Annotated in this window: 22 protein-coding genes; 11 read left to right on the top strand and 11 right to left on the bottom strand. The window is 63.8% G+C overall.

The window, feature by feature from the left end:
* The 6 genes from VFW93_RS05585 to VFW93_RS05560 all read left to right on the top strand — a co-directional run.
* Positions 1-1,840, top strand: a 1,840-nt coding sequence (locus VFW93_RS05585) for a cytochrome c biogenesis protein ResB (RefSeq protein WP_329693000.1), incomplete at its 5' end; no start/stop codon positions are given.
* Positions 1,841-1,858: 18 nt separating this feature from the next.
* A complete protein-coding gene (gene ccsB / locus VFW93_RS05580; protein WP_414639595.1) occupies positions 1,859-3,226 on the top strand; it encodes a c-type cytochrome biogenesis protein CcsB in 1,368 nt (455 codons plus the stop codon).
* Between the two features lie 22 nt (positions 3,227-3,248).
* Positions 3,249-4,019, top strand: a complete 771-nt coding sequence (locus VFW93_RS05575) for a Crp/Fnr family transcriptional regulator (RefSeq protein WP_329692998.1) — start codon at positions 3,249-3,251, stop codon at positions 4,017-4,019.
* A 71-nt stretch (positions 4,020-4,090) separates the two neighbouring features.
* Positions 4,091-4,843, top strand: coding sequence for a Crp/Fnr family transcriptional regulator (locus tag VFW93_RS05570; protein ID WP_329692997.1), 753 nt, complete (start codon positions 4,091-4,093; stop codon positions 4,841-4,843).
* A 123-nt stretch (positions 4,844-4,966) separates the two neighbouring features.
* Positions 4,967-7,306 carry a hypothetical protein gene (locus VFW93_RS05565; RefSeq protein ID WP_329692996.1) on the top strand — a complete coding sequence of 780 codons (2,340 nt, stop codon included), beginning with the start codon at positions 4,967-4,969 and terminating at the stop codon, positions 7,304-7,306.
* A 274-nt stretch (positions 7,307-7,580) separates the two neighbouring features.
* A complete protein-coding gene (locus VFW93_RS05560) occupies positions 7,581-7,952 on the top strand; it encodes a hypothetical protein (RefSeq protein ID WP_329692995.1) in 372 nt (123 codons plus the stop codon).
* A gap of 6 nt (positions 7,953-7,958) precedes the next feature.
* Here the strand turns inward: VFW93_RS05560 and VFW93_RS05555 are convergent, their stop codons facing one another.
* On the bottom strand, positions 7,959-8,807 hold the full coding sequence (locus VFW93_RS05555; protein WP_329692994.1) for a carbon-nitrogen hydrolase family protein: 849 nt from the start codon (positions 8,805-8,807) through the stop codon (positions 7,959-7,961).
* A gap of 80 nt (positions 8,808-8,887) precedes the next feature.
* On the opposite strand from VFW93_RS05555, the gene glcE reads away from it, so the two are divergent.
* Complete coding sequence (gene glcE, locus VFW93_RS05550) at positions 8,888-10,075, top strand: glycolate oxidase subunit GlcE (protein ID WP_329692993.1); 1,188 nt, start codon at positions 8,888-8,890, stop codon at positions 10,073-10,075.
* A gap of 12 nt (positions 10,076-10,087) precedes the next feature.
* Complete coding sequence (gene glcF / locus VFW93_RS05545) at positions 10,088-11,359, top strand: glycolate oxidase subunit GlcF (protein ID WP_329692992.1); 1,272 nt, start codon at positions 10,088-10,090, stop codon at positions 11,357-11,359.
* 3 nt (positions 11,360-11,362) lie between these two features.
* Here glcF and VFW93_RS05540 read toward each other — a convergent pair whose 3' ends face one another.
* The 10 genes from VFW93_RS05540 to VFW93_RS05495 form a co-directional block, all read right to left on the bottom strand.
* Positions 11,363-15,478, bottom strand: coding sequence for a PilC/PilY family type IV pilus protein (locus tag VFW93_RS05540; protein WP_329692991.1), 4,116 nt, complete (start codon positions 15,476-15,478; stop codon positions 11,363-11,365).
* Between the two features lie 17 nt (positions 15,479-15,495).
* Positions 15,496-16,161 carry a hypothetical protein gene (locus tag VFW93_RS05535; RefSeq protein WP_329692990.1) on the bottom strand — a complete coding sequence of 222 codons (666 nt, stop codon included), beginning with the start codon at positions 16,159-16,161 and terminating at the stop codon, positions 15,496-15,498.
* On the bottom strand, positions 16,155-17,312 hold the full coding sequence (locus VFW93_RS05530; RefSeq protein WP_329692989.1) for a PilW family protein: 1,158 nt from the start codon (positions 17,310-17,312) through the stop codon (positions 16,155-16,157). The genes VFW93_RS05535 and VFW93_RS05530 overlap by 7 nt, the downstream gene beginning before the upstream one ends.
* Before the next feature lie 12 nt (positions 17,313-17,324).
* Entirely contained in the window at positions 17,325-17,804 is a 480-nt protein-coding gene (locus VFW93_RS05525; protein WP_329692988.1) for a hypothetical protein, read from the bottom strand.
* A gap of 1 nt (position 17,805) precedes the next feature.
* Positions 17,806-18,432 carry a GspH/FimT family pseudopilin gene (locus VFW93_RS05520; RefSeq protein ID WP_329692987.1) on the bottom strand — a complete coding sequence of 209 codons (627 nt, stop codon included), beginning with the start codon at positions 18,430-18,432 and terminating at the stop codon, positions 17,806-17,808.
* Positions 18,426-18,890 (bottom strand): type IV pilin protein, encoded by a 465-nt coding sequence (locus VFW93_RS05515; protein ID WP_329692986.1) that lies wholly within the window; start codon positions 18,888-18,890, stop codon positions 18,426-18,428. The genes VFW93_RS05520 and VFW93_RS05515 overlap by 7 nt, the downstream gene beginning before the upstream one ends.
* A gap of 234 nt (positions 18,891-19,124) precedes the next feature.
* Positions 19,125-19,973 (bottom strand): sulfurtransferase, encoded by an 849-nt coding sequence (locus VFW93_RS05510; protein ID WP_329692985.1) that lies wholly within the window; start codon positions 19,971-19,973, stop codon positions 19,125-19,127.
* 50 nt (positions 19,974-20,023) lie between these two features.
* Entirely contained in the window at positions 20,024-20,992 is a 969-nt protein-coding gene (locus VFW93_RS05505) for an alpha/beta fold hydrolase (RefSeq protein WP_329692984.1), read from the bottom strand.
* Positions 20,993-21,034: 42 nt separating this feature from the next.
* Positions 21,035-21,916 (bottom strand): alpha/beta hydrolase, encoded by an 882-nt coding sequence (locus tag VFW93_RS05500; RefSeq protein ID WP_329692983.1) that lies wholly within the window; start codon positions 21,914-21,916, stop codon positions 21,035-21,037.
* Positions 21,917-22,044: 128 nt separating this feature from the next.
* A complete protein-coding gene (locus VFW93_RS05495) occupies positions 22,045-23,022 on the bottom strand; it encodes a tetratricopeptide repeat protein (protein ID WP_329692982.1) in 978 nt (325 codons plus the stop codon).
* 90 nt (positions 23,023-23,112) lie between these two features.
* On the opposite strand from VFW93_RS05495, the gene purE reads away from it, so the two are divergent.
* The 3 genes from purE to VFW93_RS05480 are packed head-to-tail and all read left to right on the top strand — an operon-like array spanning position 23,113 to position 25,917.
* A complete protein-coding gene (gene purE / locus VFW93_RS05490; protein ID WP_414639593.1) occupies positions 23,113-23,637 on the top strand; it encodes a 5-(carboxyamino)imidazole ribonucleotide mutase in 525 nt (174 codons plus the stop codon).
* Positions 23,634-24,818, top strand: coding sequence for a 5-(carboxyamino)imidazole ribonucleotide synthase (locus VFW93_RS05485; RefSeq protein ID WP_329692981.1), 1,185 nt, complete (start codon positions 23,634-23,636; stop codon positions 24,816-24,818). Before purE ends, VFW93_RS05485 begins: the two co-directional genes overlap by 4 nt.
* A gap of 40 nt (positions 24,819-24,858) precedes the next feature.
* Positions 24,859-25,917, top strand: a complete 1,059-nt coding sequence (locus VFW93_RS05480) for an L-threonylcarbamoyladenylate synthase (protein ID WP_329692980.1) — start codon at positions 24,859-24,861, stop codon at positions 25,915-25,917.
* Positions 25,918-25,942: the final 25 nt, after the last annotated feature.

Here is a 25,942-nt window from a genome sequence, read left to right as displayed (position 1 = left end):
GAAGGCATTGCAGGCCTTTCCTCACAAGGCTGCTGGTGTGGTGGGCAAGCCGCTGGAGCCCATGCGTGAGCATGTGATCCAGTTGCTGGCCTTGCAGGGCTGGTCGGTCAAGACGCAGCAACGTGAGGCATCGGCCAAGGGAGAGGCGGGTTTCATGATCGCGGCTCGCCTGGGGGCCGTCAACAAGCTGGGCTATATCGCCGCGCACTCCGCCATCGTGCTGATCTGTCTGGGTGGTCTGTTCGATGGTGATCTGATCGTCAAGGCCCAGGCCTGGCTGCAGGACCTCAAGCCTTTCAAAGGCGGCGTTGAAACCGAGCGCAGCCGCCTCAACGAAAACAACCCGGCCTACCGCGCACAGTTGTTCGTGCCGGAGGGGCAGCGCACCAACGCCGCCGTGATCACGATGGAGCAGGGCATGCTGGTGCAGCCCCTGCCTTTCGACATCGAGCTCAAGAAGTTCACGGTCGATTACTACAGCACGGGCATGCCCAAGCGCTTTGCCAGCGACATCATCATCCACGATGCGAGGGCCAAGGTGTCCAAGCCATTCACGGTGGAGGTGAACCATCCGATCACCTATGCCGGCGTCACGATCTTCCAGTCCAGCTTTGAAGATGGGGGCTCGATGGTGCGCCTCAAGCCGCACAACCTGATCGGTACGCATGATGAGGGTATCGATGCGATCGAGGGCGTGGTGGGCGGGCAGCCTCAGCAGTTGCTGGGCATCGCTGCCAATGGGCAAACCGCCACCGATGTGCGCCTGGAGGTGACCGGGCTGCGCGTGATCAATGTGGAAGATCTGGTGTCGGCTCAGCGCACGCCTGATGGCGCGGCGGGCGCTGGCAACGATGTGCGGGGTGTGAACCTCGCCGAGTTGAGCAAGCATCTGGGTTCCGGCGCCAAGGCGCCTGGTGACAAGAAGCTGGTCAACATCGGCCCTTCCGTGACCTACAAGCTGCGTGATGCGGCCGGTCAGGCGCGAGAGTTCCAGAACTACATGGCGCCCGTGCAGCTGGATGGGCAAGCCTTGTTCCTGTGGGGCGTGCGTGACAGCCCGGCAGAAGGCTTCCGCTACCTGCGTGTGCCGGCTGACGAGAACATGAGCATGCAGGGCTGGATGCTGTTGCGCCAGGCTTTGAACGATCCCAAGGCGCGTACCGAAGCGGCTCAACGGTTTGGCAAGGGGGCGGCCCCCGCTGACAAGCCCGAGTTGCAGGCGCAGTTGACGACGTCTGCGCAGCGCTCGCTGGACCTGTTTGCCGGCGCGGTGCAGCCCAAGCCGGAGCAGGCCGCCGGCTTGCCGGCAGGCGCCATGAATGGCGGCCTTCAGGCCTTGTCGACCTTCATCGAGCAGGTGGTGCCGGCAGAGCAGCGCGAGCACACCTCGGCCACCTTGATCCGCATCCTCAATGGTGCGATGTTTGAATTGTGGAACATCAGCCGTGAGCGCGCGGGCCTGGGCAAACAGTCACCCGAGCAGGATTCGGCACGGGCCTTCATGACGCAGGCCGTGCTGTCGATCTCGGATTCGATGTTCTACCCCGCGCCGATGATCCTGACGCTGGAAGGCTTCGAACAGAAACAGGCCAGCGTGTTCCAGGTCACGCGCACCCCTGGTCGCAACGTGGTCTATCTGGGCTGCGTGCTGTTGATCATTGGCGTTTTCTCGATGCTTTACATCCGTGAACGCCGCGTGTGGGTCTGGCTGCAGGATGATGGCCAGGGTGGCACGCGTGTGAGCATGGCCTTGTCGTCCACGCGCCAGACGATGGATACCGATCGTGAGTTCAATCGCCTGCGTGACGAGGTGTTGGGCTCCCGGAGCCAAGACAGATGATTTGCAAGGATGCATGAGATGAGCAGCACCTCGACTTCCACCCGCGCCCCCATGGGCACGCCATCGATGGCACAGCGCCCCTGGACGGACTGGCTTTTCGCGCTGGCTGTCGTGGCCACGGGTGTCTGGGGTTTCACATCCTTTGGCAATGCCATGGATGTGTATGAAAAGGGCATCCTCGCGGTGGCCATCCCCAGTCTGATCGGGCTGGGATGGTTCTGGCGGCCCTTGCGTGTGTTGATGGTGCTGTCCAGCCTGACGGCGTGGGGTGCTGCAGCCCTGTACATGCGGGCCACGGATGATTACGGTGCGGATCTGGCCAAGGCCGATCAGGTGTTCTGGTTGAAGTACATGCTGTCCAGCCAGAGCGCCATTCTGTGGATGAGCGTGTTGTTCTTCATGAGCACGCTGTTTTACTGGATCGGCGTGGCCACGCGCAGCGATACGGGGGCTCGCCTGGGGGCGCGCATCGCGTGGGCAGGCGTGTTCATGGCGGTCACTGGCACACTGGTGCGCTGGTTCGAGAGCCACCAGATCGGGCCTGACATCGGCCATATTCCCGTGAGCAACCTGTATGAAGTGTTCGTGTTGTTCTCGTGGCTGACGACCATCTTCTGGCTCTACTACGAAGACCGCTTTGCCCGCATGGGGCAGTCGCTCGGTTCACTGGGCGCTTTCGTGATGCTGGTGGTCAGCGCCGCGGTGGGCTTCCTGCTCTGGTATGCCATGGCACGTGGTGCCAGCGAGATCCAGCCTCTGGTACCCGCCCTGCAGAGCTGGTGGATGAAAATCCACGTGCCAGCCAACTTCGTGGGTTATGGCACCTTTGCCCTGTCGGCCATGGTGGCGCTGGCTTATCTGCTCAAGACGGCGGAGAAGGCTGCACTGTGGAAGGGCCTGGTGGGCTTGCCAGTCGTCTTCATCGGTTTGCCCCTGCTGGGCTTTGCACTCTTTGGTGACCTGTCTGCCGACAACATGGCCGCCGTGAGCAAGGCCGGGCGCATGGTGGGGGGGCTGGTGGTGTTTCATGCGCTGGTGATTCTGGCGAAAGACTGGATCAACGAGCGCACGCCCGCGCCGGAAGTAGCCGATGACGTGATGTACAAGGCCATTGCGGTGGGCTTTGCCTTCTTCACGATCGCCACTATCCTGGGCGCCTTCTGGGCGGCCGAGGCCTGGGGCGGTTACTGGAGCTGGGACCCGAAGGAAACCTGGGCCCTGATCGTCTGGTTGAATTACGCGGCCTGGCTGCACATGCGCCTCATGAAGGGCTTGCGCGGTACCTTTGCCGCGTGGTGGGCGCTCGTGGGTCTGGTCGTCACGACCTTTGCCTTCCTGGGCGTGAACATGTTCCTGTCTGGCCTGCACTCCTACGGCCAGCTCTGAGCTGCTTTGAAAGGCTGCCTGCATGCGTGAATGGATTACGCCCGATGTGTTGGCGATGTTGCGAGCTGATCCCTGGTTCGGCAGCGTGCCCAAGGACTTCGAGCACGACCTGCTGAGCCTGGCCACGCCGCGCCGGCTCAAGCATGGCGAGCATCTGTTCTTCCGTGGCGATGCGCCTGATGGCCTGTACGCCATTCTGGAAGGCACGCTGCGCGTGTCTGGTGTGACCGAGGCCGGCAAGGAGGCCATCCTGTCGCTGGTGGATGCGCCCAGCTGGTTTGGCGAGATCGCACTGTTCGATCGCCTGCCGCGCACCCACAACGCCGTGGCCGAAGGTGCCGTGAAATTGCTGCATGTGCCGCAGCAGGATCTACTGACCTTGCTGGAGCGTGCACCGCATTACTGGCGTGAACTGGGCGTGTTGATGGCCTTGCGCCTGCGCCTGACCTTCATCAGCATGGAAGACCTGGCCTTGCTGCCTGCTGAAGCTCGCCTGGCCCGGCGCCTGGTGTGGCTGGTGGAGGCCTCGGCCCTGACGCCCAGCGAGGGCGTGTGTGTGGTGCCCATCAGCCAGACGCAACTGGGTCTGATGTTGTCCTTGTCTCGTCAGACGACCAACCAGGTGTTGCAGAGCTTGCAGGATCAGGGCGTGCTGCGCGTGGCCTATGGCCGCATCGAGGTTCTGGATCGCCAGCGCTTGATGGAAATCGCCGGCGTATCAACCAATGAAAAACGCATCCTCAGTCAGTTGCAGGGCGGAGGCCCCAAGGGCCGGGCATCGGATCAGGGCTGAGGCTACGGTCTTTCCCTTGAATGTCGTGGCGCTGACAGGGTCAAAGGGCTGATGTTGGCATGATCCGCCCCATGGCGAATCTGTCTGTAGCCCACCGCGAACTCCTGCTCAGTGATATCTGGTTGTCTCAAGTGCCTTTTGCGCTGGCGGAGGCCTTGATGTCGCACGGCATGCTCAAGACCTTGCGTGACGGCGAAACCTTGTTCCTGCGCGGTGAGCCAGTGGATGGCCTGTATGCCGTGCTGGAGGGCAGCTTGCACATCACGGGCGTGACGCGTGATGGCCGTGAGGCCATGCTTTCGCTGATCGAACCCCCGATGTGGTTTGGTGAAATCGCCTTGTTCGATCGCCTGCCTCGCACCCACGATGCCGTGGCGGTGGGGCCGACCACCTTGCTGTTCGTGCCCTTGGCAGCACTGGATGTGATGCTTGAAGAGGAGCCCCTCTGGTGGCGCCATTTCGGCAAGCTCATGGCTTTCAAGGTGCGCATGGCCTTCATTGCGTTGGAGGACCTCTCCATCGTGCAACCGGCCGAGCGCCTGGCGCGGCGCCTGGTCTGGCTGACCTATTGTGCGGTGACCGGTGGCGAATTGGGGCGCTGCAAGCTCACGATCAAGCAGACCCAGCTGGCGCTGATGATGGCCTTGTCTCGCCAGACGGTCAATCAGCTGCTGAGAGCGCTGGAGGAGCGCGGCATCATTCGCCTGTCATACGGCCTGATCGAGGTGCTGGACCTGGGCGCCTTGGTGGACGCTGCGGCGCTCACGCCCATCGAGCGGCGCATGTTGGAGCGCGCGGGGTTTTTTCCCGTTGGTGAGGCCTGATGCTTTATCCATCGATGTTCTGAGGTCTTTCCCTGATTTGTCGTTGCCCTGACATGGATGTCGCCCGACCTTGGCGAACATGGCGCCATCGTTCATTGGCAAGACTTGTTCGAGGAGATGACCATGGCCAGACAACATCGATACGCGAAGGGGCTTGCTCGCCCCGCATGGGCGCCCGCGCTGGGTGCCATTGCCCTGGCGGCGCAATGGGTGAGTGCCCAGGCGGCCCCAGCCTTCCCCAATCAGGAAACCATCTGCAGCTTCAATGCAGCACGTGAGCAGCAGCGTGCCGCATCGGCGCAGAACTTCGGTACGCCCGTGGCATCGCAGATGCTGGTCAACGGTGCGCTGGTGTGGACTGCGGGTGCCAACAATGCAGCGCCCACGCTCAAGCCTGGTGACACCGTCACGTTGATCGGCAGCGGCTTTGGTCAAGGCACTGACATTGACTTCAGCAAGATCATGATCGGCAACGCCCGTGTGCTGGAAACCGATCTCGTGATGTACGAGCAGAAGCTCGACATCATCTCCACGGCCAACTACGAGACCGGTGTGGTGCGCAGCAGCTGGCCCAAGGATGTGCTGGCCTGGTCTGACACCAAGGTGCAGTTCCGGGTGCCTCCCCATGCCAGCAAGGGGCCGTTGAAGCTGCAGGTGCAAAAGCGCACTGGCTACAACAACTCGCTGATCAAGTCGGGGCCACATAACGTGATCGACGCGCAGGTCTATCGCGTACCGGCGCCTGCCAACCCCAATTGCGATGTGGTGTCGACCTTGTCCGAGCAAACCAAGGCCATCACCCCGATCGAGGTGGCCGTGAGCAATCCCAGTTTTGCTGCGATGGTCAAGCTGGGTCGCCAGATGTTCTGGTCTTATGACTACAACCTGGGCCTGAGCCACAAGTTCAAGAATCTGGATTGGGACAAGATCCTCAGTTACAAGACCACGGATCCGTACACACGCAAGGCGGCTGATCCACTGGCGCTGTTTGGTGCCTACAAGATCAATCAGAGTGAAGTGCCAGCCGAGGCGTATACCGACGTGTACTTCAAGCCCTATCCGCAACCAAACCCGACGCCTGGGCTGCTGGCGCTGGGGCCACAACTCACGGAGGGCAATACCAGCTCGACCGGCTGGGTGGGCTACCGCAAGGCCGAGTCCAACCACCCGCTGCTGGGCAAGGGGGCCTGGGCCGGGTTCAACTGCGCTTCCTGCCACGGCTATCGCATCAGCTATGACAAGGGGGGCAGCACCATCACCAAGGTCTTCCCCGGCTTGCCCAACCCCGGCTGGTCGATGAAGTGGGCCGTGCTGGGCGACAAGACAGGGCAGACCACCGCCACCTTCTCATACATCTCCGAGACTGAGGAGGGGCCCAGCTGGAATTCGGGCTCCAAGAAGGTGGACAAGACCGCTTTGATCTACCACATGCCTGCTGGTGCGGCCGAGGCCACGATCACACGTACCGCTCACGAAGGCACGCTGTATGACAACGATTACATGTTCCAGCCGGTCGCGATTCCGAACGTGACCTTCCATCTGCCGATCCGTCGCTCGCTGTCACATACCGAGTCGTACGTAGGTTTCGAGGGCTCCTACATCCATGCCGAGGAACCTGATGGTGCCATGGGCTCGATGGATGCCAACTCGTTGAAGGCATTGACCGCCTACATGTCCACCCTGGATGAAAACGATGACGATCTGCGCAATGCGGGCATGTTCCGCTGGCTGAAGTCCAACGGCAAGCTGGCCCAGACTGGCAGCACCGGCACAACCGAAGGCAGCTTCGTACAGAACGGCTGGAAGGCCTATCCCGGCGTGAGCAGCGCAGTGGCCGCAGGCAAGGTCACCTATGACCAGAACTGTGCAAGCTGCCACGCGGACAAGGTGGGCGCCAACACCAACGAGCGCATGATCCCGCTCAACCAGGTTGGCCGTTTCTTTGCGCCAACGGGCTTCCAGATCAAGCAGCAGTCCATCCGTGCAACGTATCTGCGTGATTTGTACTGGGTGACCTCGCGCGGTCTGCTCAGCGATGGCCACGTGCGTAATCTGGAAGATCTGGTGCATCCGGATCGCTGTACGGAAGGCTCTGCGCTGTACAACCAGTACTACACCCTGCACGCACCCGTTCGCCCGGCACCTGGTACGGCAGATCAACCCACCCCGGCGCCCGATCTGAACCGCAAGGGCGATGTGTTCCGCGTGCCCAAGGCCAAGCAGATCAACGTTTTCGATGTGACCTCACCGGCGCGCAACCTGTTCGTGGAGCGCCACAAGTACTTCACGGTGCCTTCGTTCGACGCGAACAACTACTACTGGGACTTCCAGAAGATGCGCAAGGAATTCGGGCCTGAAATGGGTGCATCTGCTCCCATCGGCTTGCCCGCCACGCCGCACCCTTGGTGTGCCAAGTCGAGCTCGGAGGTCGCCAATCTGGTGCAGTACCTCCTGACGCTGTAAGACATATCCAGGGCCGGGTCGCTTCTCAGGCCTGGCCTGGAGTTTGCTCTCTCCACAAGAGCAGTGGTCTGCTCTCTCCTTGGCGCCAGTTTCTTGTTGGTGTGATGGCGTCTTCTTGCCGCTGGCTTTTGTGAAGCCGGCGGCTTTTTTTTGCCCGTCGGTCAAACGTGCAGCGATATGCCAAAACGTGAAAAATGGCCGCGCCGGGCTCAAGAATGCACAAGCCTTGTCGATATGGCGATATCAGCCATCAGCCCTGTCGACGAGGTTCACCATGTTTTATGTATTGCGCGATGCAGCCGGCCAGATCCGCAGCCTGCACAGGGATCCGGTGGTCGGCGCTCAAACCCTGCCGGAAGATCACCCCGAGGTGCGCCAGTTCATGGGCCTGGATGGGGATGCGCAGCAGTTCGCCTCGCTGGACGCGAGCTTTTTGCGCGTGCTGGAAGACTTGATCGATGCACTGATTCGGCGCAATGTCCTGTGCATCACGGACCTGCCCATGGAAGCCCAGCTCAAGCTGTTTGACCGCAAGCATTTCCGGGAAGGCGCACACTCGCATTCGCTTGATCTGTTCAACCCGAATGCGCCCCGCAGCCTGGAGTCCAACACGGTGATTGCCGAGTGGCATGACCTGCCGGAATAATCGGGATTAACCCAGTACGCGGTGCGTCAGCGCCGGCAGTTGGGTGCGCAATGTGGTCTGGTGGGCCTGGCTGAGTTCCGCCATGACCACGCCGGGACCTTCTTCGGCCTGCATGGCCAGTACCTGCCCCCATGGTTCGATCACCAGCGAGTGGCCGAAGGTGCGCCGGCCGTTTTCGTGCAGGCCACCCTGGGCCGGGGCCAGTACGTGGCAGAGGTTTTCCACCGCGCGGGCGCGCAGCAGCAACTCCCAGTGGGCCTTGCCGGTTGTGTCGGTGAAAGCCGCTGGCAGCACGATGAGGTCCAGCGGTTTGTCCGCGCCCAGGGTGCGGAACAGCTCCGGGAATCGCAGGTCGTAACAGACGCTCAGGCCGACGTGCCAGGTCTGTCCCTGCTTGTCCCTCATCTCGAAGGACACGGGCTGTGAGCCTGGGGTCAGCGAGGCGGCTTCGTCGTAACGACGTTGGCCATCATCGAAGCAGAACAGGTGGATCTTGTCGTAGCGGGCCACGCGTTCGCCTTGCGGGTTGAACACGAGCACCGTGTTGAAGACGCGTTCGGGTTCGTGGCTGAGGATGGGCAAGGTGCCGCCGATCAGCCACACGCCGTGTTCACGCGCGGCCTGCGCCAGCATGTGCTGCATCGGCGCGGCATGCGGGTCCGGGTGCAGGGCATCGGCCAGGGGTTCGGCAATGCGCAGCTTGTCCTTGTCATGCAAGCCCATCAGGCAGAAGTATTCGGGCAGTGCGACCAGCTCGGCGCCGGCCCCTGCTGCCTCGGCGATCAAGGCGCCGGCTTGTGCGAGGTTGTCGTCCACGCGCGGGGTGGACACCATTTGCAAGGCTGCAACTTTCATGTGATCTGGGCTAACAAAATGCCTGACTGTCAGGAGGGGAGGCCAGACGAGGTTCGCCTTGCCTTATGCTTGCCGCCATCATGGCTGAACAAGACGCAAGCGCGCAAGCCGAAACCACGTCGGCTGGCACCCCTCACGCTCCATGGCTCGAATGGGCCGAGCAGATCCACGACGCTGCCGGTCGCGGCGTTTGCCTGCGCGTGCGTGGCGGCGGCAGCAAGGATCACCTTGGCGACATCACGCAGGGCGAGTTGCTGGACACCCGCAGCTGGCAGGGTATCGAATCCTACGAACCCAGCGAGCTGGTGATGCGGGTGCGGGCCGGTACGACCTTGCGCGAAGTTGAAGCGGTGCTGGCCGACAGGGGGCAGCACCTGGCGTTCGAGCCGCCGCGGTATGGCTTCGCTGCCACGCAGGACGGCGAGTCCACCATGGGCGGTGTCGTCGCCAGTGGCTTGAGCGGACCGGCGCGCGTGTCGCGTGGCGCCGTGCGTGATCACGTGCTGGGCTGTTCGGTGCTGACGGGGCGAGGCGAGTTGCTTCGCTTCGGTGGGGCGGTGATGAAGAATGTGGCCGGCTTCGATCTGTCTCGCTTGATGGCGGGCTCGATGGGGACGCTGGGCGTGCTGGTGGATGTCACCCTCAAGGTGATGCCGCTGCCCATGGTGTCGGCCACGATGCGATTCGAGGTCAGCGAGGCCGAGGCCCTGGCTCAGATCAACAAATGGGCGGCGCAGCCTTTGCCGATCGACTCGTCTGCGTGGTGGGATGGCACCTTGCTGGTTCGCCTGCGTGGTGCGCGTGCCGCCGTGGCCAGTGCGGTGCAGGGCATGTACCGCGAACGCCGCGGTGAGTTGCTGGCTCCCCCCGTGGCGGAGGCGTTCTGGCAGGGTGTGCGCGATCACACCGATGAGTTTTTCGTGCGTGCACGCCAGGCCGTGATGCAGGCGGGGCAGCAAGGCGTGACCCTCTGGCGCATCGCCGTGCCACCCACCACGGCCCCGCTGGGCCTGCATGGCGAGTTGCTGGCCGAATGGTTCGGTGGGCTGCGCTGGGTCTGCACCCCGGCGCCGGCTGCGGCCGTGCACGAGGTGGTGGCGAAGGCCGGTGGGCATGCGCAGGCCTTCCTGTCGCTCCAGCGCGGTGCGCTGGTGGCTTCTACAGCCTGGTCGCCCGTTCAGCGGCGCCTGCACGAGCAGGTACAGAAGGCTTTCGACCCTCATGGTGTGTTCGACACGGGCCGCCTGTGGCCACGTCGTGCTGATTGAACCCTCATCGACATGCAGACCCAGCTCGCTCCTCAACACCAGTCCACACCTGAAGGCACCAAGGCTCAGGAGGTGCTGCGCCAGTGCGTGCACTGCGGTTTCTGCAATGCCACCTGCCCGACCTATCGCCTCACCGGCAACGAGCTGGATGGGCCGCGGGGCCGCATCTACTTGATGAAGCAGGTGTTCGAAGGCCAGACGCCCACGCGCACCACGCAGGCGCACCTGGACCATTGCATCGGTTGTCGCCATTGCGAGAGCACCTGCCCATCCGGGGTGCAATACCACGAGCTGCTGGCTGTGGGCCAGCCCGTGGTGGATGCGCAGGTGGAGCGCCCCTGGCGTGAACGCGTCTTGCGATGGGGGCTGATCAAGCTCATGCCCTCGCCCTGGTTCACGCCGGCGCTCAAGCTGGGGCAGGCGGTACGCCCCTTGTTGCCATCAGCCTTGCGCGACCACGTGCCTGCGCGTGCACCGCTGGCGCCACCGGCCTGGCCTGATCCCAGGAAGAGCCTGCACGCCAGGCGTGTGTTGCTGCTCAAGGGCTGCGTCCAGCCAGGTTTGCGCCCCCACATCGATGCCTCAACCGCGCGCGTGCTGGATGCCATCGGCATCCGTGCGGTGGTGGCGTCAGCCTCTACCTGTTGTGGGGCGGTGCAAGGTCACATGGGTGATCTGGACGGCGCCAAGGACAGGGCACGGCGCAACATCGATGCCTGGTGGCCTTACATCGAGTCACCCACACCGGTTGAGGCGCTGCTGATCAATGCATCCGGGTGCGGTGCCTGGGTGAAGGATTACGGTGGCCTGCTGGCCGATGACCCGGCCTATGCCGACAAGGCCCGCCGCGTTGCGGCCCTGGCACGTGATCCGGGTGAGATGCTGGCCAACTGGCTGCCTTTGCTCAAGCGCAAGCTGGGCAAGCGGGCACAGGCCGGTCTGGGCGCGGTGACCTTTCACCCGCCTTGCAGCCTGAGCCATGCCCAGAAGCTCAGCAGCGCGGCCAAGGCCGGACCGATCGAATCCGGCTTGAGGGAGTTGGGCTTCGAGGTCAAGCTGGCGGTGCAGGACAGCCATCAGTGCTGTGGCGCGGGTGGGGCCTACAGCGTGCTGCAGCCTGAGATGTCACGTCAGCTGCGTGACCTCAAGCTCAAGGCCTTGCAGGCGACCGAACCTCATCTGATCGCGAGTGCCAACATCGGGTGCATCGTGCACCTGCAGTCCGGGACGGACACCCCCGTCAAGCACTGGCTGGAAGTGCTTGACGAGGCCTTGTCGCGCTGACCCTCAGTTCGTACCAATCAGCTCGCGCCATGACACGCGCCTGGTGCGCAGGTTGGTGGCGCTGATCGGCGTGTTGGTGGTCACCGTGGAGCCGTCCGACAGGTTGGTGATGCTGATCACCTTGCCGTTGGGCAGGCGCACCAGGGTCGGGGCCGTGGCCAGGGCCGTGGTGGTGCCGTTGGTCAGCATGTTGCCGACGCGGTCTGCACCGGGCACCGTCAGCCCTGTGCGGTAGTCCAGGAAGTTGATGTAGCTGGAGCCACCCACACTGCAGGCATTGGACGAACTGGGGATGTTGGTGGTGTAGGCCAATGTGCCCAGTTGCAGATCCGGGTCAGTGTTGGCGCGTTCACCCGTTTCCGGCAGATCCACATACCAGCCGTTCATGGTGGTGAAGTCCACTGCATAGCTCACGGTGCTGGTGGCCGTGCGGATGTTGCTGGCGTTGTCGGTGAGAGTCTGCTTCACGAAGCAGTCTGTCTTGATCGACGAGGTGCAGGTGTTGTTGCGCGGGCTGCCGTACAGGCCGGATGCGCCACTGACCGAGGTCAGGGGGTCAAGGATGGCGTAGATGGATTGCTGGCCTGTTGTCGAAACGTCCGAGACGCCCAGGTAGGCCCCCGTGCCCACGAAGACCACCGTCTTGCCGTTCACATTGCCGACTTCGGGGCGGCCAGTGACCGGTTGACGCACATTGCTCGCGTTGGCGAGTGTGGCCAGCAATTGAACGTCTGCGGTGCCGCCTGAGCCCGTCAGGCCCGTGACGTTGATGCGCCAGACGTTGCCCAGCAGATCGCCACCATAGACGCGCAAGGCGGTGTTGTTGGTGCCGCCGTTTGCCACATAGGCACTGATCTTGGCCAGACCCGCAGGGCAGGGGATGGCGCTGCAACCCGCAACTGTGGCGGTGGTGCTGCCTGCGCCTGTATCGATCTTCTTGATCACCGCACCAGTCTTGGCGTTGAGCACCCAGACGATGCCGTGGCCACCGCCAGGCGACACGTTGTTGTAGCCCGAGGTCACCATCACGACCCAGGTGCCGTCAGACAGCTTGGTGATCAATGGTTGACCATAGGAGTAGCCCATGTCGGCGTCGGTGATGTAACCCGCTCCCTTGCTGGTGTCGTGTGTGAACTCCCACAAGACTTTCGGCGTGACCGGGTTGGAGATGTCCAGGGCAAAGAAGCCGCGACCGCCTGCCCCCAGGCCACTGACCAGGATGGTGTGCCAGCTGCCGTCATAGTAGACATCACCCTGACGTGGCGTGGCATTGATGTAGAAGCTGTGGTTGCCGGCATAGTTCTTGTCAGCCAGCTTGTACAGGTTGGGCAGCAGCACGGAGGGGATGTAGCTCCAGACCTCGGCGCCGGTGGTGGCGTTGAAAGCGTGCAGCATGCCGTCGTTGGCACCCACATACAGCATGGATTGGCGCGTCGCGTTGGTCGACTTGAACTCCGCGTAGCCCGCGTCGATGTAGTTGAACTGCGGCGCCTTCACGTACACGGCCTGGGAGTCCACGATGTCGCCCAGCACGTGTGCGCGCTGTCGGTAGTAGGTGCTGGCGTCCGGGCCTTCGTTGGTGCGATCGCCGCGCAAGTAGTTGACCAGGTTCATGCCGCCAGCGCCCGTCGTGCTGGACGGGGTGCTGTCCACGCGCGCACTCGCATCCAGACACACGGTGCCGGACGAGCACATCTGTTGCAGTGACGAGATGGCGGCCACCTTGAAGTAGTCCTGCATGGTGGTGGTCAGGGAGGTCCACTCAAAGGGGATGAGCGAATCGCTGGCTGACGGGTTGTAGGTGAAGATTCGGCGCGATGTCCATACCAGGTTGTCCAGCAATGGTGTGGTGCGTGTCTTGCCATCAGACAGGAAGAGCGTGCCCGATTCAGACCAGTCTGGCACGGTTGACAGCGCGCCTGTGTTGATGTCGATCGTGTAGCGCGCCATTTCGCCATACCAGTCCGATGAGCGGAAGGTTGACTTGAAGATGAAGTTGTCGCTGCTCGACACGTTGGGGTTGCTGGTGGTGGCGGCTGCCGCGTCAGACGTGGCGCCATCCACCTTTTGCAGGAAGGTCTTGAGACCATCCTTCAGGTCGGATGGGTTGGCTGCACTGAAGTAGATCCCTCCCCCGTTGACGGCAGCATGCCACAGGTCGTCGATGGTCGTCTGCGTGTTGCTGACGGCCTTGGGCCAGTTGCACAGGCCGCTGGTCTGCCAGGTGCAGATGCCATTGCTGGCCGTGGTGCCACTGGTCGCGGTGCCTTGCAGGACATCGTAGTAGTCGCCGCTCTTGGCCGTGGCGTAGTTCGATTGGAAGCGCATGTAGCCGGATGCCCCGAGGCCAACCGTGGAGGTATACATGCGTTGCTGCTTGTCGGGCACGTTGTTGTTGGCCACATCCGCACCCAGTACGCCGTTCGTGTTCGTGTAGGCCGAATCCCGGATGTCGGTGTTGTAGAAGTAGTAGGCCACATCCGACAGGGTGTTGCTGGTGGCATTGCCATCGAACATGGGGCGCGCGATGGAGCTGGCGCTGTCCTGATCGCCCACGGCTGTGCTGCCATCGATCTTCACGGGGCTGGTGGATTCGTTCCAGTAGCCGTCGGTCGACAGGATCGTGTAGTTGCGCTGGCAGCTGTACTGCATGGGGTCCGTGGTGGTGATCCCGTTGATCTTGCTGGTCTTGCCGGCGTAGTAGCGACCGGCCAGAGACAAGGCGGTACGCAATGGTGTACTGCCGCCGGGTCTGGCTGCAACGAACTTCGCGTACCACTGAGCCTTCTGCCCGCCGGAGGATGTGGATGCTTCGGCCACGTTCAGGAAGTCGCTGCCCGTGTTGTTGTTGATGCTCATGTAGCCGAGTCGGCGCTGTGAGTCTATGCCGGAGAAGGAAATGCTGGCTGCCGACTTGGCCATCTGCATGCGCATGCGGTAGTAGGCCCACCAGTTGGCGAAGTTGGTCATCTCTTCCGCGTAGGTACAGGTCGTGCCTGCGCAATCGCTGCGGTCGGTGGCTTTGGATGTGCTGCCGGGATAAGGGTAGCTGGTGACCGTAGATGTGATCGTGGTGAGCTGGTTGGAGCCCGGCACGCAGGTGGCATTCACGCCAGTGGTGAAAGACGACGCGTTGACCGTGACCGTGCCGACCTTGACATAGCCCGGCGCCCCGGTGGGCATGGTGCACAGGCTGTTCGGGGCCTTGATGGTGACCTGGCTGCCGCTGACCGTGGCGCTGTAGCCCACCGTCGTACAGTTGCCGGTGGCGGCAGAGGTGCAGGCATTGATGGCGTTCTTGATGTTCGTGGCCAGCGTGCTGGTGGACGAACTGGACTGGCTGCCTGACATGATCTGGGCGCCGTTGACCGTGATGCCCGAAATCTCTGGCGTACCGGATGCACCACTCAGCGAGAAGGTCGCGGTGGAGCCCGTGCCATTGCTGATCAACTGGCCGGGGTAGCGTGCGTTGGTGTAGGTTGTCGAGCCGGTGTCAATGCGCGTGGCACGGCAAGTGGTCAGTGCCGATGACGTGCACCAGCGTAGCTTGGTTGGATAGGGGTAGGCAGCGCTGGGCGTGGTGCGCGTCTGGCAGCTCTGCAGGCTGGGTGACGAGCAGTACTCACCCGGGATGAAGGTGTAGTAGTAGGCTGATCCCACCAGGTTCTGGGTTGTGCCGGAACTGGAGTTCGTGAACAGGTTGTCCGTGCCCGTATTGGGGATGTTGGACGGTGTCTGAACGCCAAAGCCATCGTAAGGAACCTTGGTCCAACCCGTTGTGTTGGCCGAGGTCATGCTGGGGTAGCTGGAACCGTCGTATTTCAACGGGGGGACGTAGCTGATGCCCGGGTCATAGTAGATCCCGTTGTAGCCGGCGTTGCGTGCCAGAGCGTTGTTGGATGTGTTGGCCCAGTCAGGCAGGAAGTCCCAGGTCATGGAGCCGGAGTCATCCAGCACGAACAGGATGTTGGGTTTGACCAGCGAGCCGGTCGATGTTTCCAGCGGCGCGGTTGCCAGGTCGGTCAGCGCGGCCGGCGAATAGTTCGTCAAGCTGCCCAGAACCAGGATGCACCCCAGCTTGCGAGCGAGGTGCTTGGACCGAAGGTGTGTATGACGCATGATGTTCTCCGGGTGCTTTACAGCGCAACCATGGACTGGACGTAACTCTGTGTGTTGCGCGGACCGACCACCCTGACCGTGATGCGGTAATAGACCTGGCTGACGGAGTCCAGGTTGACGCGTTCTGCGTCACAACTGCTGCCGCCCGCGCAGGTGCTGCTGGACGCGGAAGGGGCGATGGTGCAGTCGTTGGCGGTGCTTTGCGCATCGCCGGCGCTGACACACATGCGCTGAATCACGTAGGAAACGGTGTTCCCCGCGTTGTCGACGTTACCTGGATTGTTGGTCGGCAGGGTTCGTGCAAGGCCATTGCTTTCTATGTTGTCCTGCCAGAAGGTGGCCCACGTCTGTGTGCCCGTAGGGTCCTGTCTGTTGGCTACATAGCCTTGCGTCGTGTGATTGCATGCCAGTACCGAACTGCCCACACTGCTGTTGCAGGATTCGTTCTCGGTCGAATTGGTCTTGCCGTTGTTGTTCTCCAGCCAGGCTACGGCAGCCTCGATGCCTGCATCGGCAGAGTGGGTGGCCGCTTGCTGGAAGGCCAGGTTGCCGGCGATCACGTTGGATGTGTAGACAGAGCGCGTCAGAGCGAGGGCGCCGAGGGTCAGGGCCACCAGAACGATCAGGGCCATGATCAGCACGATGCCTTGTTCGCGCCGGGGCTGCACGTGTTGGTTCAACATCCTGTGCCTCCTTGGTAGCTGGCCTGGCCACCTTGCCAGATCGAGTTGCGCAGGGGAACGGTGGTCTCCAGGGTCTTGTAGCGGTAGTTCTGCCAGTTGGCGTCGCCGCTGAGATCGAAGCTCACGGCCGACGGGTTGGTTGGCGAGGTGGCCGTGCTGACCGTGGCGCCCGTCCAGGTGGGGGCTGTACCGGTGGGGCTTGTCTTGTCATAGGCTGCGCTGCGGGCCACCACCGCCATGCGCACGGACAGCGTTCTGGCCCAACTGCAGAATGGCGACAGCCCGCTGGTATCGGCGGTGCTGGCAGGCGTGATCTGGTTGTAGGTGGACACAACCCCGGTCATGGTGGAGGCCAGGTTGTTGTTGTCTCTGCCGTATTGGGCGCGCAAGGCCACGATGTTGTTGGCGATCGGTACCCATACCGTGGAGTTCACCGGGTTGGCATAAGCCGCGTTGCCACAGTTGTAGGCCGAGTAGTCGCACATGGTCAGGTTGCCATTGCGAACCGCGTAGGCATGCGCCACGGGCGCATTGCCCAGGTTGTAGATGATGGCGCCTACACCCAGGCCCGAAACGCCGGGCTGCACGCTGATGTTGGAGCCCGAAGTTGGTACGTTGGTGACCACGTCGGTGGTGAGGGTGCAGGGAGTAGGGCGCACCGAGGCCTGGGCCATCACGATGTCGCCGACGTTGAACGACGACGTGGTGCTGACCGGGTAGCTGCCTGCCGTGGAGTTGCTGATCAGGGGGTCGCCTTCGGCCGAGCCGCTGCCGTTGCCGTAGACCACCAGCAAGGTGTCCGTGTTGGCGTCACCTGCCGGTACCTGGGCTGTGGGCGGGTTGATGGTGGTGGGCGCCAGCGGAATGGTGACGCTGGTGCTGTCGGCACTGGTGGTGTAGGTGACGCTGCAGCCCACCACGTTGAAAGAGTTGATGCCGTAGCCGGAGGCCTGGATGTCGCGCTCCAGGTTGAACAAGGCCAGCGTGCCGTTCATCTGGGCGTCATTGCCGCCACCAGCCGTGCGCTTGCTGGCCTCGGAGTTGCTCAACATCTGCAACATGATCACCACGGTGGCCATGCCGATGGCCAGCGCGACCATGACTTCGACGAGGCTGAAGCCTTTTTGAGAACGCGATGCGTGAGTGCACATGCTGTCGGGCTCCTACCTGAGTTGGGCCACAGCGGTGTAGCTGTGCGTGGTCGTGTCGCCGGGCTCCTGCCAGAAGACGGTCACCTGTGCGACGCTGCTTGCCGGACCGGAGGCGGTGGCAGGCACGGTCGTGAAGGTCACGGTGGGCAGGGTGCCCTTGTCGTTGCTGATATTGGGCAGGCCCGAGCTGCGCACCGTGGCCAGCCACTGGTTGTAGCTGGCGCCGGATGAGCCGAAGTTGGTCTGCAGGGTAGCGGCGGTCTTGTCGCTGGCCCACATGCGGCTGATCAGGTCGTTGGCCAGCAAGGCGGCCATCGAACGGTACTCCGCACCTGTGGCCTGCTTGATGGACACGGCCTGCAACTGGATGATCGACAGGACGCCCAGCGAGAAGATCAGGATGGCCACCATGGCCTCCAGCAGCATCACGCCGGTTTGGGCGGCCAGTCTGCTTGCGGGCCGCCTGCGCTTGGTGTGGGCGATCGTGTTCATGTCAGCACGCCGTCGGTTGTGCGTTGGACGCATTGGTGCCCATGGATGGGTCGCACATCCGGGCCTGGCCTGCGGGAGACACCACGATGCGCAGACAACGGAAGGAGCCGGAGCCATCTGAGCTCAGGCAGGCGCCCGATGAGGATGTCACGTCGATGGTCATGGTGCCGACGGTGGCTGTCGGGTTGGAGGCCGGTGTCTGTTGACCCAGACCATTGAAGCTGACAACCCCTTGCGATGCGGTGACCGTGATGCCCGTCGATGTGGAGGCGACGCTCTTTTGAACCATCAGGGGCGCGACCGTATCGGACGTCGCGTCGCCACAGTTGCCTGCCGGCGTGTTGCTGGCACCCAGGTTGACCACCCAGTTCTTGCCGCTGGTATCGACAGCGCAGTCGTTGTCCAATGTGCTGGTGAGCTGAAAGCGTGCGCTGCTGTTGCGTTTGACGGCTTCGGTGCGGGCATGGTGCAGGCCGGTCATGATCGACTCGGCGGCACTGCGAATCTGCGAGTTGCGTATCCATTCCGTCAAGGACGGTGCGCCAGACAGCAGCAGGAAAGCCATGATGGTGAGGCCGACCATGAGTTCGATCAGCGTCACGCCGCGTGAGGTTTTGAATTTCAGCATAGGCCCCCCTTCTTGGTGACCCAGCACCCGGCGTTGGTACTCCAGCCGCTTGGTGCGGCCGTGGTGGCGCGGGTGCCATCCTGGTTGACGGTATAGGTGAAGCCGGCCATTTGCGCGCCGGTCTTGCCGGTGGCTGTCAGCGTGTAGGTGGTGGCCGTGGCTGTGCAGCTGAAGGTGAAGTACGTGCTGGTGGTGGTGTCGGAGGCGGCAGCACCGCCGCAGTTGCCCGCCGTGTTCAGGTAGCTGCGTTGATCCTGGAACCATTGCTCCATGCGTGTCTGCCGTGTGGCCAGCGTGGAGGTGGCATCTGGAATCTTGCTGCGGATCACATAGTCCTGATAGGCCGGGTAGGCCACAGCCGACAGGATGCCGACGATCGCCACCACGATCATCACTTCGATGAGCGTGAAGCCTTGTTGAAGCCGCCTGTCAGGGCGTCTGTTGGTGGTCGCATGCATAGCCAAAACCCCTTCTCTTGAGGAAATGATGTCCTCGCGACAGGAATTCTGGGTGGGGCACCTCGGGCAGGAAGGCCGGATAACCGTGACAAATCCGACGCTTTAGCGCCGGCTTACGACTTGTTGCGCGCAGCTGTTCACGGCCGTGAAGCAGCCCTCAACCGTTTGTCGGCTGAGGGTGACCGTTCAGCGGATCACCGGCGGGCGCGGAGGTCGTGGGGTATCCGGGGGCCTTCAGCGCGCCACGGGGCGGCTGGGCTCGCTGCACCATTCGCTCCAGGAGCCGGCATACAGCCGGGTGTCTGGCAGACCCGCATGGTTCATGGCCAGCAGGTTGTGGCAGGCGGTGACGCCGGATCCACATTGATGCACGATGGCCTGCAGGGGCGCCTGATCGATCAGTGTCTGGAACTCTTCACGCAACTGTTTGGCCGGTTTGAACTGCCCATTGGCCTGCAGGTTGAGCTGGAAGAACCGATTGCGGGCGCCGGGGATGTGACCGCCAACGGGATCCATGGTTTCGTTCTCGCCCCTGAACCGGTCTGCCGCGCGGGCGTCGATCAGGACTTGCTGATCCGGGCGCGTCAGGTGCGCCAGCACATCGTCGGCACCAACCAGCCAGGCGTGCTGTACCTGAGCCTTGAAGCTCGAAGGCTGCCGTGGGGCGCTCACCGTGTCGACCGGGCCTTGCGCAGCCTGCCAGGCTTGCCAGCCGCCATCCAGCACCTGAACCTGGTCGAAACCGTGAAAGCGCAGCAGCCACCACAGACGCGCCGCGAACATGCCACCGGCATCGTCATAAGCCACCACGCGCGTGGCGGCCGTGATACCCCAGGCACGCATCGTCTGCTCGAAAGCCTCCGGGGTGGGCAAGGGGTGGCGACCATTACGGCCCGTCTTGGCGCCCGACAGGTCCCGATCCAGGTGGGCGTACAGCGCGCCGGCAATGTGCCCCTGGGCATGGGCCTGTTCGCCGGCAAGCGTGTTGCCCAGATTGAAGCGGCAGTCGATGACCAGCCAGTCCTGTTCATGGCTCGTCAGTGCGTTGATCAGGTCGGAGGCGGAGATCAGGGGGCTGGTCATGGCAGAGTTGGTGTGATGGTGTGCGGGCTGGAGGCCGAAGAAGTGGCCTGTCAGAGGGCAGAGGATGCCAAGGAGCCGGCTCGAAGCAGCGCCGCGTCGATGGCCTGGGCCACGTCTTCGGGCGCTTCGTGCAGCAGCCAGTGCGTGGCGTGAGCAAGCCGGGTGACGTGCAGGCGTGGCACGAAGCGTGGCAGGCCATCAAGCAGGCTGGGTGGCAGCGCGGTGTCGGCTTCGCCCCAGATCACGCTGGTCGGCACGTTCACGTACAGCAGGGCGTCCGGCAGTTGCAGCGTGTTGATCGTGTCGGTAGGGGATGTGGGCGGGTGCAGGGGCGAGGCCCGGTAGTAGTTCAGCGGCCCGGTCAAGGCCGACGTGGCAGTGTGCGCATCTCCCGCCGGTTGCGGTGTGGCAGACCAGGCTTGTCGGTACTGCTCGCGCAAGGCCGGTGTCAGCCACGCGGCCCCGCCAAAGCGCTCGAAGAAGGTCCACATCAGCTCGAAATCGTTGGCGGCCAGTTGGGCTTCAATACCCGGCGTGCGCAGCAGGTTCATGTAGCTGCTGGCGGCCTGTTGGGCCGGGTCATCTCGCAGGGCCTGGAGGAACAGGCCGGGGTGTGGTGCATTGAGGATGACCAGCCTTTGCATGACGTGGGGCGCCACAGCGGCCAGGCCCCAGGCCAGTGCGCCACCCCAGTCATGGGCGATCACGGCGGCGGCCGGGGTGTCGGGCGTGGCGGCCTCTTGCTGGATCAGGGCGATGAGGTCGCCCAGCACCACATTGGCACGATAGGCCTTCACATCGGCCGGCGCATAGGAGCCGGGGTAGCCGCGCAGATTGGGCGCCACGCAGCGGTAGCGGTCACCGAAGCGTTGCAGCAGGGCGTCCCACACGAAAGCGGCCTCCGGGAAGCCGTGCAGAAACAGCAGCAACGGTGCGCCGGGCGGGCCCGCCACGCGGCAACTCAGAAAGGGTTGCGCCGCACCGTTGGCAGGCAGGGTGACGAGCTCGGTGGAGATCATGCGGCCCATTGTGCATGATCGATCACGCGCTGGCCGCGTGCCTCAGGGCGCGATGTGCACGTCCACCTTGGCGTATGTGGGCAAGGCGGCACCAGTGAGGAAGGGCGCATAGCGGCGATCGCCATCCACGAAGCGCTTGAGCCAGCTGATCACACTCTGGCCCACTGTGTTGTTGACACTGTCCTTGGCCATGTCCAGCGGGCACAGGTGGTCAGCGCTGGCTATCTCCAGATACGCCCGCTCGGTGCCGGGGTTCAGGGTGGCGTAGTACTTGGCCGAGAAGGTCTTGTTGGGCGCGATGGCGTCCTTCTCGCAAGCCAGGATCAACGTGGGCACGGTGATGCCGGAGAAATCCGAGGAGGTGCTCGCGGGCGTCATCGGGATGGCGGCCTTGAGCGTCGGGTCGTCGCGCGTGGCGGTGAGCGTGCCGCCACCGCCTGCAGAGTGGCCCATCAGGGCGCGGCGTGAGGTGTCCGTGGCGCTGCCAAAGGGCGTGTCAGGCAAGGCGGCCAGTGCCACCACCTGCTTGAGCGCCGCAGCCATTTCGCGGCCGCGGGCGTCGGGCACATCGAAGATGGTCTTGGTGCCGATGTTGACGACGACAAAGCCATGCGAAGCCACTCGCTCGGCCAGCCATTGGTAATAGCCGGGCACAGCCAGGAAGCCCGGCGCCATGACCACCAGACCGAATCGGCCCTGGCTGGTGTCGCGCGGGAAATAGACCGTGCCACTGCCGTAGCCATCGGGCTTGGCGATGGTGGCTGTGGCGATGGCGAAGGGGCCGTTGGCCTGCAAGGCAGCCAAGGTGGGGGCCGGGCCGCGCTCGTCGGTGGCGAGGGCGCTCAGGCTCAACGTGAGCGCGCTGACGCACAGGGTGATGCGCGTCAGCTGTCGTGCGTGTGGGGCTGGGGTCATCTGCGGCATGGCTTGTCTCCATCAGCTGTGAATCAGCTTGTGTGGCAGCCATGCTAGGCAGATCAAGGGCGCTTTAACACTAGGTGTTTCCGCCCTGGTTCGTGTCGTCACCCCTGTCATGAAGGGGCGCCAAGGTGTCAGAACAACGCCATGCTGAGCTTGCGGCGGTATTGGTCAATCACCGGGTCATTGCCGGCGATCTCGACCTTGCCTGCGATCTCCAGCTTGGGCTTGTCCTGCGCGCCCGGGGCACCGGCCACGGGCTTGCCCGCCACTGGCTTGGGTTGCGGCTTCGTCATCACTTCGAGGATGGCCACATAGGTCTTGCGCGCCAGTTCATCGTTCCAGGCCTTGTCGCGCATGATGATTTCCAGCAGCTCGTCCATGGCCAGGGTGGGCTGGCTGGCCGCCCAGAAAAGCTGGGCCAGCTCGAAGCGGGCTGCGAAATCACGCTTGTTGGCGCCGATGGCGGCTTCCAGCTCTTGCGGGGCGCGGCCCTGGCGGGCGGCCTGCACCGCCGAGATGTAGCGGCTGAAGGCCAGCGGGCGGGCTTCGGGCACAGGGCCCGTGGCGCGGCCTGCAATGGGCAGGAAGATGTGTTTGGCCGCTTCCACCTGGCCTTCGGCCAGCAGCAGCTTGATCAGGTCGTAGCGGGCTTCGTCATTGCCCGGGTCCTTGGCCAGGGCGTCTTCCAGCTTGGCCACGGCGTTGTCCAGATCACCTTCTTCCGCCAACTGTTCGGCCTCCGCCGTTTCTTCAGCGGCCTCGATTTCGCCTTCCGACGGCACGTGCTTGCTCAGGAACTCGCGGATCTTCTCGGCAGGCAGGGCGCCCACGAAGCCGTCTACCGGCTGGCCACCCACGAACATCACGCAAAACGGGATCGAGCGCACGCCGAACATCTGCGACAGCTGCCCGGCGATTTCCTGCTGCTCGTCGGCATTGACCTTGGCCAGGACGAAACGGCCGGCGTATTCCTCTTCCAGGCGCTCCAGCACGGGGCCCAGCGACTTGCAGGGGCCGCACCATTCAGCCCAGATATCGAGCAAAACAGGGACCTGCATCGAGGTGGCGATCAGGTCGGATTCGAAGTTTTCTAGGGTGATGTCGATCATGTTGGGCAGATCTGGCGAGGATGAAGGTGGGCGGGCGGGCGGCCAGCGCCTAAAATCCCGGGTTTGACGTGGCGTAAAAAGGATCAAGCCGTGACTGACACGACTGGTGTGAAGACTGTGAAAGTGGGTGTGGTGATGGGTTCCAGCAGCGACTGGGACGTCATGCGCCATGCTGCCGACATTCTGACCGAGTTCGGCGTGCCTTTCGAGGCGCAGGTGGTCTCGGCGCACCGGATGCCCGATGACATGTTCCGTTATGCCGAAGCCGCCGCCGACCGCGGCCTGGTGGCCATCATCGCCGGTGCCGGCGGTGCCGCTCACCTGCCAGGCATGCTGGCGGCCAAGACCACGGTGCCCGTGCTGGGCGTGCCTGTGCCTTCCCGCCATCTGCAAGGCGTGGATTCGCTGCATTCCATCGTGCAGATGCCCAAGGGCATCCCCGTGGCCACATTTGCCATCGGTACGGCCGGTGCCGGCAACGCCGCCTTGTTTGCCGTGGCCATGCTGGCCAGCGGTGACGCGGCCCTGCGCGCCAGGCTGGACGCCTTCCGCGCCCGTCAGACCGAAGTGGCCCGTGCCATGACCAATGACCTGACCATGGACACCAAGGCATGACCATCAAGAAGGATGTGATCCTGCCCGGTGCCACCCTGGGCGTGATGGGTGGCGGCCAGCTGGGCCGCATGTTCGTGCACGCTGCCCAGGCCATGGGCTACCGCACCGCTGTGCTCGATGCCGATGCCACCAGCCCCGCCGGCCTGGTGTCGCACGAGCATATCCAGACCGCCTACCTGGACGAAGCCGGCCTGGCCAGGCTGGCCCAGGTTTCGGCCGCCATCACCACCGAATTCGAAAACGTGCCCGCTCAGGCGCTGGACAAGCTGGCCGAGACGCGCCCTGTGGCCCCGGCCGGCAGCGCCGTGGCCATCTGTCAGGACCGTGCCCGCGAGAAAGCCCATTTCGTGGCGTGCGGCGTTGATTGCGCCCCGCACGCCCTGATTGAGACGCCCGAGCAACTGGCCGCCGTCAGTGACGACCTGCTGCCCGGCATCCTCAAGACCGCCCGCCTGGGTTACGACGGCAAGGGCCAGATCCGCGTCAAGACCCGCGATGAACTCATCGCCGGTTGGGATGAACTGAAGCGCGTGGGCTGCGTGCTCGAAAAGATGCTGCCCCTGGCCTACGAGGTCAGTGTCATCGTCGCGCGTGGCCGCGATGGCCAGGTCGTGCACTTCCCGCTGCAGCAGAACCTGCACCGCGACGGCATCCTGGCCGTGACCACCGTGCCCGCGCCCAATGTGACCGAGGCCGTGTCGCAACAGGCTTACGCCTCGGCCCACAAGATTGCGGCGTCCATGAATTACGTGGGCGTGCTGTGCATCGAGTTCTTCGTGCTGGCCGATGGCCGCATCGTGGCCAATGAAATGGCGCCGCGCCCGCACAATTCCGGCCACCACACCATCGACGCGTGTGACGTGTCGCAGTTCGAGCTGCAGGTGCGGGCGATGACGGGCCTGCCCTTGGTCGAGCCCGTGCTGCACAGCCCCTGCCTGATGCTCAACCTGTTGGGTGACCTGTGGTTCCCTGGTGTTGCGGATGATGGCGCGACCGAGCAGCAGGAGCCAGACTGGGCCGCCGTGCTGGCCTTGAGCGGCACCCACCTGCACCTGTATGGCAAGACCGAAGCCCGCAAGGCCCGCAAGATGGGCCACCTGACGGTGACCGGCGCCACGCCGGCTGCCGCGCGTGAGGTGGCCTTGAAAGCCGCGGCCATCCTGGGCATCGCGCCTTTCTGATCGATCAACCGCCGTCCCTGACCTGCGAACCACCACGCCCATGCGTCTGCTCGACCCTGCCCAACAAGCCGATGCGATCGAGCAGGCCGCTCAGCGCCTGGCCGATGGCGGCCTGCTGGCCCTGCCCACTGAAACGGTCTATGGCCTGGGTGCCCGCGCCGATGACGATGCCGCCGTGGCCCGCATCTTCGCCGCCAAGGGCCGCCCGGCTGATCACCCCCTGATCGTGCATGTGCCCAATCAGGCTGCGGCCCTGACTTTTGCCTCGGCCTTCCCGGCTGTGGCGCGCAAGCTGACCGATGCCTTCTGGCCGGGCCCGCTGACCGTGATCGTGCCGCGCAACCCGGATGTGGCCAAGGCCTCGGCCGGTGGCCAGGACACCATTGGCTTGCGCTGCCCGGATCACCCCGTTGCGCGGGCCTTGCTCGAAGCCTGCGCCCAGCGCGACATCCTGGGCGTGGCCGCACCCAGCGCCAACCGCTTTGGCCGCATCAGCCCCACGCGGGCCGAGCACGTGGTCGAGGAGTTCAAGGATCAGGGCGAGGGCCTGGACGAAGTCTGGGTACTCGAAGGTGGCCCCTGTGGTGTGGGCATCGAGTCCACCATCATCGACTGCTCGCGCGGCCACCCCGTGCTGCTGCGCCCCGGCAAGCTGACCCTGGCCGAGATCGAAGCCGTGGCAGGCGAGCCGGTGCAGTGGTCCAGGCCGGAAGCGCCTGATCCTTCGGCGCCCAAGGCCTCGGGCACCTTGCTGTCGCATTACGCGCCGCGTGCCAAGGTCCGCCTGATGAGTGACGAGCAGATCAACGCCGCGCTGGATGTGATCGAGCCCGAGCTCACGGCGGCCAGGATCAGCGATGCCTCGCAGGGCCCGCGCATTGCCGTTTATTCGCGCAGCCTGTGGGCCTGGCGCCCCAAGCACCAGGGCGTGGTGCACCTGTCCATGCCGGGCGATGCCATCACCGCCGCGCATGACCTGTTTGCCGACCTGCGCGAGCTGGACGCCACCGGTGTCGAACTCATCTGGGTGGAGACGCCACCCGAAGATCCCGCCTGGGACGGCGTGCGCGACCGCCTCAACCGCGCTGCCGCGTCCTGAAAACCCGGCTGGAGCCCTCCGCCCG

This window comes from Aquabacterium sp. (assembly GCF_036279675.1).
Lineage (GTDB): Bacteria > Pseudomonadota > Gammaproteobacteria > Burkholderiales > Burkholderiaceae_C > Aquabacterium.
Note: the sequence above shows the minus strand (reverse complement) of the source record. Positions and strands in the feature narration are given on the sequence as shown.